The sequence below is a fragment of the Paraglaciecola algarum genome, from assembly GCF_021532655.1.
GTDB classification, from domain to species: domain Bacteria; phylum Pseudomonadota; class Gammaproteobacteria; order Enterobacterales; family Alteromonadaceae; genus Paraglaciecola; species Paraglaciecola algarum.
The window spans coordinates 1-520 of sequence record NZ_JAKGAS010000039.1 but is presented as its reverse complement, the minus strand read 5'-3'; the positions used below and the strand labels follow the sequence as shown (position 1 = coordinate 520).

General features: G+C 47.9%; 1 protein-coding gene and 4 tRNA genes. All 5 read left to right on the top strand.

Going from position 1 to position 520, the window contains the following annotated elements:
- Positions 1 to 76: transfer RNA gene (locus L0668_RS20580), tRNA-Thr, on the top strand.
- 8 nt (positions 77 to 84) lie between these two features.
- Positions 85 to 169: transfer RNA gene (locus tag L0668_RS20575), tRNA-Tyr, on the top strand.
- 34 nt (positions 170 to 203) lie between these two features.
- Positions 204 to 277 (top strand) — tRNA-Gly (locus L0668_RS20570).
- A gap of 12 nt (positions 278 to 289) precedes the next feature.
- Positions 290 to 365: transfer RNA gene (locus L0668_RS20565), tRNA-Thr, on the top strand.
- A 63-nt stretch (positions 366 to 428) separates the two neighbouring features.
- A partial coding sequence (locus L0668_RS20560) for a GTP-binding protein (protein WP_017173303.1) occupies positions 429 to 520 on the top strand: 92 nt, incomplete at its 3' end.

Here is a 520-nt window from a genome sequence, read left to right as displayed (position 1 = left end):
GCCGACTTAGCTCAGTTGGTAGAGCAACTGACTTGTAATCAGTAGGTCACCAGTTCGACTCCGGTAGTCGGCACCATCAATCTTGGAGGGGTTCCCGAGTGGCTAAAGGGATCAGACTGTAAATCTGACGGCTCCGCCTTCGCTGGTTCGAATCCAGCCCCCTCCACCACTTTTTTGCTTGATATGGTATGAGAGCAAATAGTGCGGACGTCGTATAGTGGTAATACCTTAGCCTTCCAAGCTAATGCTGCGAGTTCGATTCTCGCCGTCCGCTCCATTTTTGTGAAATGCTGATATGGCTCAGTTGGTAGAGCGCACCCTTGGTAAGGGTGAGGTCGGCAGTTCGAATCTGCCTATCAGCACCACACATTTCTCTCCTCCATTTCAATAAAAACTTAACTTTAATGTACTTTGCTGGGGAATAGACAATGGCAAAAGCAAAATTTGAACGTACTAAACCGCATGTAAACGTCGGTACTATCGGCCACGTTGACCACGGTAAAACAACATTAACAGCTGC